The sequence below is a fragment of the Exiguobacterium sp. A1_3_1 genome, from assembly GCF_048985645.1.
Taxonomy (GTDB): Bacteria; Bacillota; Bacilli; order Exiguobacteriales; family Exiguobacteriaceae; genus Exiguobacterium_A; species Exiguobacterium_A indicum.
Genome location: NZ_WBYY01000182.1, coordinates 1 through 6341, shown reverse-complemented (window position 1 = coordinate 6341; position 6341 = coordinate 1). Strand labels below are relative to the sequence as shown.

Below are 6341 nucleotides of genomic sequence, written 5' to 3'. Positions count from 1 at the left end.
AGGACGTTGCCAGGCACTTGACCGATCTGCAGATTGCAGGTCGGTCTTTTTGTGTAATCATTTTAGAGGAAAAGGAGTTTTTTCATGAAACACGAACTTCCTATTGTACATGCACTTCAACGTCATTTAGATCGATCGCCCATCTCATGGCATGTTCCTGGTCATAAGAATGGGACATTGACGCCTCTTCCTGACTTCTTTAAATGGGACGTCACAGAATTACCTGGTCTAGATGATTTTCATCATCCGGAAGAGGCTATTGCTGACGCGATAGCTTTGTTGCAAAAAGTCTACGGTGCAAAAGCGAGTCATTTCCTTGTGAATGGTTCGACCGTTGGAAACTGGGCGATGCTTGCCGCTACAGCAGCAAGAGGAGAGCGTGTTTATGTACAGCGTAATTCGCATAAATCCGTGTTTAATGCACTAGAATGGTTAGGAATCGAACCGATCTTTCTTGAACCAGACATCCATAAGGAAACGGGAATCAGTGGACATGTTTCACGTGAAACATTAAAGGAAGCGTTTACGAAATATCCAGGAGGAGTCGGTGTGTTTATCACTTCACCGACCTATTACGGGGAAGCAGCTGATATCACGTCACTCGTTCAGCTCACAGCGTCGCACGAACTCCCTTTATTAGTGGATGAAGCACATGGCGCACACTTCGGTGAAGCATTTGGTGTACGCTCTGCATTTGAATTAGGAGCAACCGCTGTTGTTCAGTCTGCTCATAAAACACTTCCAGCACTGACAATGGGAGCATGGATGCATGAGCGATTTTCAGAAAAGATGAGAAGGAAGTTACAGCGAGCGCTTCAAGCGTTTCAGACTTCGAGTCCTTCATATTTACTCCTGGCTTCATTAGATTACGCCCGTTCCTATCGTGAACAATGGACAGTTAAAGGGATGTCAGATGTGCAAGCTAGTCATGATGTATTCATCGAAGCACTTCAACGGTTCGATCATATGACGGTTCTGCGATTCGATGATTGGTCGCGGATGACATTAACGTATGAGGGATATTCAGGAGATGCGTTGTTGCACGCGTTACGAGCTGTTCAACTCGATGCGGAATTTGCTCTAGGAGATCACGTCGTCTGTATTTTGCCACTTCGTCCGCTAACAAAGTCTGAGCAGAATGACTGGGTCCACCGTGTCGAACGAGCCATTCAAATGATGAAATCAGAAGGAATTCCTTTGAAAAGGTATATCGAGCAACCAATTATGGGTAAAATACAGGTATCTGCTTTAGCTTGTTCTTATGAACAGTTAGAACAAGCAACAGGTATGTTCCGTCAGCTGGATGAGTGTATCGGTCATGTTTCACTCGAAACGATTATTCCATACCCGCCAGGCATTCCGTTGATCGTCAGAGGCGAACGCATTACGGCGGAACAGGTACTACGTTTACGATATTATCAAACCGTAGCCGTTCATTTGCAAGGGGGCGAACAATTGCAACGAGGAGCGTTACGCGTCATAGAGGAAGGGTTTGAAGAATGAAAGGTACGTTCATTACTGTCGAAGGACCAGATGGTGCCGGTAAAACGACACAACTACAATTGCTTGGCGATGTGTTAAAAGAAAAGGGCTATAACGTCATGACGACCCGCGAGCCAGGTGGCACACGCGTTGGAAACGAAATTCGTTCGTTGATTTTGAATCCTGATTTTGAAGAAATGAAAGAGATGACGGAAATTCTGCTGTATGCAGCGTCTCGTGCACAGCATGTCGAGGAATTGATTCGACCGGCGTTAGAGGCAGGCACAATAGTTTTATGTGACCGATTCGTTGATGCGTCACTTGCGTATCAAGGGTATGGTCTCGGACATCCGATTGATCTCGTGCGTCAAATCAATGATTCTGCAACAGGTGGGTTAGCGCCAGACCGAACGTATTTATTTGATTTAACGGTAACGGATTCTAAAAAACGAATGATGGACCGGGGAGCACTTGATCGAATCGAGCAGCGAGATGATGCGTTTCGTGCCCGCGTCTATGAAGGTTTCCAACAGATTGCAGCATCGGATCCGGAACGGGTGCAGATCGTACGGGCCAATCGATCGATTGAAGCGATTCATCAGGACTTAGTGGAAGATGTCATTACCTATTTAGAAGAAAAGGAGAGATTCTCATGAAAATGGTCATTACGATCGTTCAAGATAAAGATAGCTTACGTTTGGCGGAAGCACTTGTCGAGCATGATTTCCGAGCAACGAAACTGGCAACGACAGGTGGTTTTCTTAAAGAGGGGAACACGACGTTCATGATTGGTGTACAGAGTGAGCGTCTCGATGATTTGTTGCGATTGATCAAAAAGAACTGTTCAAGTCGCGAACAGATGGTTTCTCCAATCTCACCAATGGGTGGTCATGCCGATTCTTATATCCCGTATCCCGTTGAAGTCCAGGTAGGCGGGGCAACGGTCTTCGTCTTGCCAATCGAAGGGTTTCATCAATTCTGATGCAGACGTTTCATGAACTGGAACAGACACAATCGGTCATTTCGACGATTCTTCAAAATTCGTTACGGAACGATCGAATCAATCACGCTTATATCTTCACCGGAGACTATGAGCCGCTTCTACTTGAAGCGGCTCACTTGTTCGCGAAAAGCCTTTTTTGTGAGGCACCGGTCGATGTGGAGCCGTGTGGTGTCTGTCGTAGCTGTCGGCGGATGGAAAGTGGCAACTTGGTCGATTATTATGAAATCGAACCAGATGGCGCGACCATCAAAAAAGAACAGATTCAACAATTGATGCATGATCTCTCACTCCGAGGACTTGAAGGTGATCGTCAGATTTATGTCATTACCCAGTCCCATAAGATGACTCCCCAAGCAGCAAACAGTTTGCTGAAGTTCTTTGAGGAACCAGGAGAAGGAAAAGTGGCTTTATTGTTGACGAATCAACCCCAGCTCCTTTTACCGACGATTCGATCGCGGGGACAGTTATTAAGTTTTCGTCCGGCGGATCGTCAAATGATTGGCGAGGTTTTATCTGAAAAAACGGGACGGGACCACGAGTTGACGCAATTGGCAGCGCGTGTCTATCCAAAAGTCGAGGATGCAGAAGAAGCATTACTCGAAGACTGGTTTGTAAATGCGCGAGCGTCAGTGTTACAATTGATGGAGGAATTAGCGAATCGTCCGGCTGATTTACCACTGTTCGTACAAGAGAAATGGATGGGACAATTCAAAAACCGTCAGGATGTCCGAATCGGTCTTGAACTCGTCACTTGTTTCTTCGAGGATGTCTTACGTCTGAAACTGAATCCGGCGTGGGAAGGTATGACCTATACGAATAGTAAACCCCAACTTGAACAGATGGGGTCCAAGAGCCAGACGACGATCACCCGCTGGTTGCAAGCTGTGCTTGCCGCAGTAAGACGGGTCGAAGCGAATGTTAATCCCCAATTAACAGTTGAGCGTCTCATGTTTGACTTACAGAAAGGGTAGAGCGACATGCTAGAAGTAGTAGGCGTTCGCTTTAAAGAAGCGGGCAAAATTTATTATTTTGCACCTGGACAAGAGTCATTATCACGAGGACAAGCAGTCATCGTTGAGACGGTACGGGGCATTGAATATGGCGAAGTGGTCATCGCCGATAAACAAATGGACGAAGAAGATGTGGTGTTGCCACTGAAATCCATTCTTCGGATTGCTGACGATAAGGATGCAATGATCGTCCGCGAAAATAAAGTCGCAGCGCTTGATGCGCATGCGGTATGTGTCGAAAAAATCCGTGAACATAAACTCGATATGAAATTGGTCGATGTCGAGTACACGTTTGATCGCAATAAGGTCATCTTCTACTTCACGGCAGAAGGACGTGTTGACTTCCGTGAGCTCGTCAAAGATTTAGCGGCGGTCTTCCGGACGCGTATCGAACTCCGTCAAATCGGTGTTCGGGATGAAGCGAAGTTACTGGGAGGCATCGGTCCGTGTGGTCGTGTCTTATGTTGTTCATCTTTCCTCGGTGAGTTCGAACCGGTTTCGATCAAGATGGCAAAAGATCAAAACCTGTCGTTGAATCCGACGAAGATTTCAGGAGTATGTGGTCGTTTGATGTGCTGCCTGAAATACGAGAACGATACGTATGAAGAAATGCGCCGTGATTTGCCGGACTACGGAAAACGTTTGACAGTACCTGAAGGCGAAGGACGCGTCGTTGGTTTGAACATCCTCGATCAAGTCGTTCAAATCGAACTGAAGGATCGTTCCCGCGTCTTGACGTATTCAATGGAAGAACTAGTATCCGTTGGTGCCGTAAAACCAAAACGACCAAAAGAATAACGGGGTGCATACGCGTGGAGAGAGTCGATAAAAAAGAAATCATTACGCGTGTCGATGCGATTGAGCAACAGATTCATTTGCTGACTGAGCATCTGAGCGTGTTAAAGGATCAGCTGGCTTACATGATGGAAGAGAACCAACATCTGTACCTGGAGAATCATCATCTTCGAGAAAAAGTCGAACGCGATGAACAACAGCCGGTCACGGAAGCGGAAGAAGCGGAAGCAGGCGTCGGTGCGGGCTACGATAATCTCGGGCGATTGTACCAGGAAGGGTTCCACATCTGTAACTTGCATTATGGACAAGTACGAAAAGACGGCGATTGTCTCTTTTGCTTATCCATGTTAACGAAACATTGAGAGGCTGACTTCTACATGAGTCAGTCTTTTTTTCGGAAAGGAAGGCACGACATGTTTGAACTATTACCAGACGAACGACTTGATTATCTCTTAGGACAGGAAGGGAAAATCATTCAAAGTCCATCCGTCTTCTCGTATTCACTTGACGCGGCACTGCTCGCACGATTTGCGTGGGTCCCGATTCAACAGGGACGGATTGCCGATCTCTGTTCAGGAAACGGTGCAATTCCACTCTTTTTATCCTACCGGACGAAAGGGCAGATCACGGGTCTTGAAATCCAGCCACGACTAGCGGAGATGGCACGACGGAGCGTCACCTTGAATGAACTGAACGACCGGATTGAGATGATTGAAGGGGACGTCAAAGAGGCGGGAGCGCGTCTTGGATACGGCATCTATGATGCTGTCACCTGCAATCCGCCATATTTTTTAGCAAATGAGACATCGAACCAAAACCAAAGTGAACATTATACGATTGCAAGGCACGAAGTCCTCTGTACCCTTGAAGACTGTATTCGAGGTGCATCTGATTTGTTGAAACAAGGCGGAAAAGCAGCGTTCGTTCATCGACCGGAACGACTGCTCGATATCGTCACCTTGATGCGGACGTATCGCTTGGAACCGAAACGGATGCAGCTGATTTATCCGAAAGCAGGGAAGGAAGCAAACATGCTCTTGATTGAGGGGATCAAGGATGCAAAACCTGGACTGAAGGTGCTCCCCCCATTCATCGTCTATGAGGCGGACAACTCGTATGCGGCTCAGATGAAGGAACTGTTCGATGTCTGAGCATGCAGTCTATATCGTTCGTTGCCAAGATGATACGTATTATACGGGTTACGCGGTAGACGTCACGCAACGCATCGCGACACATAACGCAGGTAAGGGTGCGAAGTATACACGTGCCCGTCTACCGGTCGTCCTCGTTCATCAGGAAGCTTTTGCGACGAAGTCAGAGGCAATGAAGCGGGAATATGCGATTAAACAATTAACCCGTTCACAAAAAGAACGGTTGATTCAAGGAGGAACCTCATGAAAGCGACGAGTAGCTATCAACAGCAAGGAGCCGGTCTCTATATCGTCCCGACACCAATCGGCAATTTAGAAGACATGACATATCGGGCAGTACGGATCTTACAGGAATCCGATATCGTCGCAGCAGAAGATACGCGGCAGACGATGAAACTGTTTCGACACTTTTCGATTGAGTCGAAGCTTGTCAGTTACCATGAACACAATAAACAAACAAGCGGCGAACGACTCCTCGCTGATTTAGAGGCAGGAAAACAAATTGCCCTCGTCTCCGACGCTGGTATGCCTGGCATCTCGGACCCGGGAAGCGATCTGATTCGCCAAGCGATTGCAGCAGACATCCCTGTCATCGTTCTTCCGGGTGCGAACGCTGCATTGACCGCTCTTGTCGCGTCCGGATTATCGACGGAACGCTTTTTATATTACGGCTTTTTGCCACGGAAGAAAAAAGAGCGTCGCGAAGCGTTGGAGCAATTGAAATACGAAACCGGAACGCTCGTCTTTTATGAAGCACCACATCGTTTGAAAGAGATGTTGCAAGGGATCGAGGAAGTACTCGGTGATCGTCAGGTGACGTTAGCCCGGGAACTAACGAAACGGTATGAGGAATACATTCGGGGGAGCGTGAGTGAATTACGTGCTTGGGCAGCAGAAGAC

Annotated in this window: 9 protein-coding genes; all 9 read left to right on the top strand. The window is 47.3% G+C overall.

Translation table 11 applies throughout. The features are described from left to right. Positions 1-84: 84 nt before the first annotated feature. Positions 85-1503 (top strand): aminotransferase class I/II-fold pyridoxal phosphate-dependent enzyme, encoded by a 1419-nt coding sequence (locus F8N00_RS15370; protein ID WP_075643148.1) that lies wholly within the window; start codon positions 85-87, stop codon positions 1501-1503. Next, entirely contained in the window at positions 1500-2138 is a 639-nt protein-coding gene (tmk, locus tag F8N00_RS15365) for a dTMP kinase (RefSeq protein WP_075643147.1), read from the top strand. Before F8N00_RS15370 ends, tmk begins: the two co-directional genes overlap by 4 nt. Then, on the top strand, positions 2135-2464 hold the full coding sequence (locus F8N00_RS15360) for a cyclic-di-AMP receptor (RefSeq protein WP_023466519.1): 330 nt from the start codon (positions 2135-2137) through the stop codon (positions 2462-2464). Before tmk ends, F8N00_RS15360 begins: the two co-directional genes overlap by 4 nt. Next, positions 2464-3456, top strand: a complete 993-nt coding sequence (locus tag F8N00_RS15355; protein ID WP_050677360.1) for a DNA polymerase — start codon at positions 2464-2466, stop codon at positions 3454-3456. The genes F8N00_RS15360 and F8N00_RS15355 overlap by 1 nt, the downstream gene beginning before the upstream one ends. Positions 3457-3462: 6 nt before the next feature. After that, positions 3463-4293, top strand: coding sequence for a PSP1 domain-containing protein (locus F8N00_RS15350; RefSeq protein ID WP_421018514.1), 831 nt, complete (start codon positions 3463-3465; stop codon positions 4291-4293). Between the two features lie 8 nt (positions 4294-4301). Beyond that, on the top strand, positions 4302-4652 hold the full coding sequence (gene yabA / locus F8N00_RS15345; RefSeq protein ID WP_119182633.1) for a DNA replication initiation control protein YabA: 351 nt from the start codon (positions 4302-4304) through the stop codon (positions 4650-4652). A 51-nt stretch (positions 4653-4703) separates the two neighbouring features. Then, a complete protein-coding gene (locus tag F8N00_RS15340; RefSeq protein WP_023466526.1) occupies positions 4704-5441 on the top strand; it encodes a tRNA1(Val) (adenine(37)-N6)-methyltransferase in 738 nt (245 codons plus the stop codon). Beyond that, entirely contained in the window at positions 5434-5688 is a 255-nt protein-coding gene (locus tag F8N00_RS15335) for a GIY-YIG nuclease family protein (RefSeq protein ID WP_058266114.1), read from the top strand. The genes F8N00_RS15340 and F8N00_RS15335 overlap by 8 nt, the downstream gene beginning before the upstream one ends. Then, a partial coding sequence (gene rsmI / locus F8N00_RS15330) for a 16S rRNA (cytidine(1402)-2'-O)-methyltransferase (protein WP_421018513.1) occupies positions 5685-6341 on the top strand: 657 nt, incomplete at its 3' end. The genes F8N00_RS15335 and rsmI, both read left to right, overlap by 4 nt.

Coding starts and splice junctions, on each gene's coding strand:
- F8N00_RS15355 (WP_050677360.1), top strand. CDS start 2,464: ATGCAGACGTTTCATGAACTGGAACAGACACAATCGGTCATTTCGACG.
- F8N00_RS15360 (WP_023466519.1), top strand. CDS start 2,135: ATGAAAATGGTCATTACGATCGTTCAAGATAAAGATAGCTTACGTTTG.
- F8N00_RS15350 (WP_421018514.1), top strand. CDS start 3,463: ATGCTAGAAGTAGTAGGCGTTCGCTTTAAAGAAGCGGGCAAAATTTAT.
- tmk (WP_075643147.1), top strand. CDS start 1,500: ATGAAAGGTACGTTCATTACTGTCGAAGGACCAGATGGTGCCGGTAAA.
- F8N00_RS15340 (WP_023466526.1), top strand. CDS start 4,704: ATGTTTGAACTATTACCAGACGAACGACTTGATTATCTCTTAGGACAG.
- F8N00_RS15335 (WP_058266114.1), top strand. CDS start 5,434: ATGTCTGAGCATGCAGTCTATATCGTTCGTTGCCAAGATGATACGTAT.
- F8N00_RS15370 (WP_075643148.1), top strand. CDS start 85: ATGAAACACGAACTTCCTATTGTACATGCACTTCAACGTCATTTAGAT.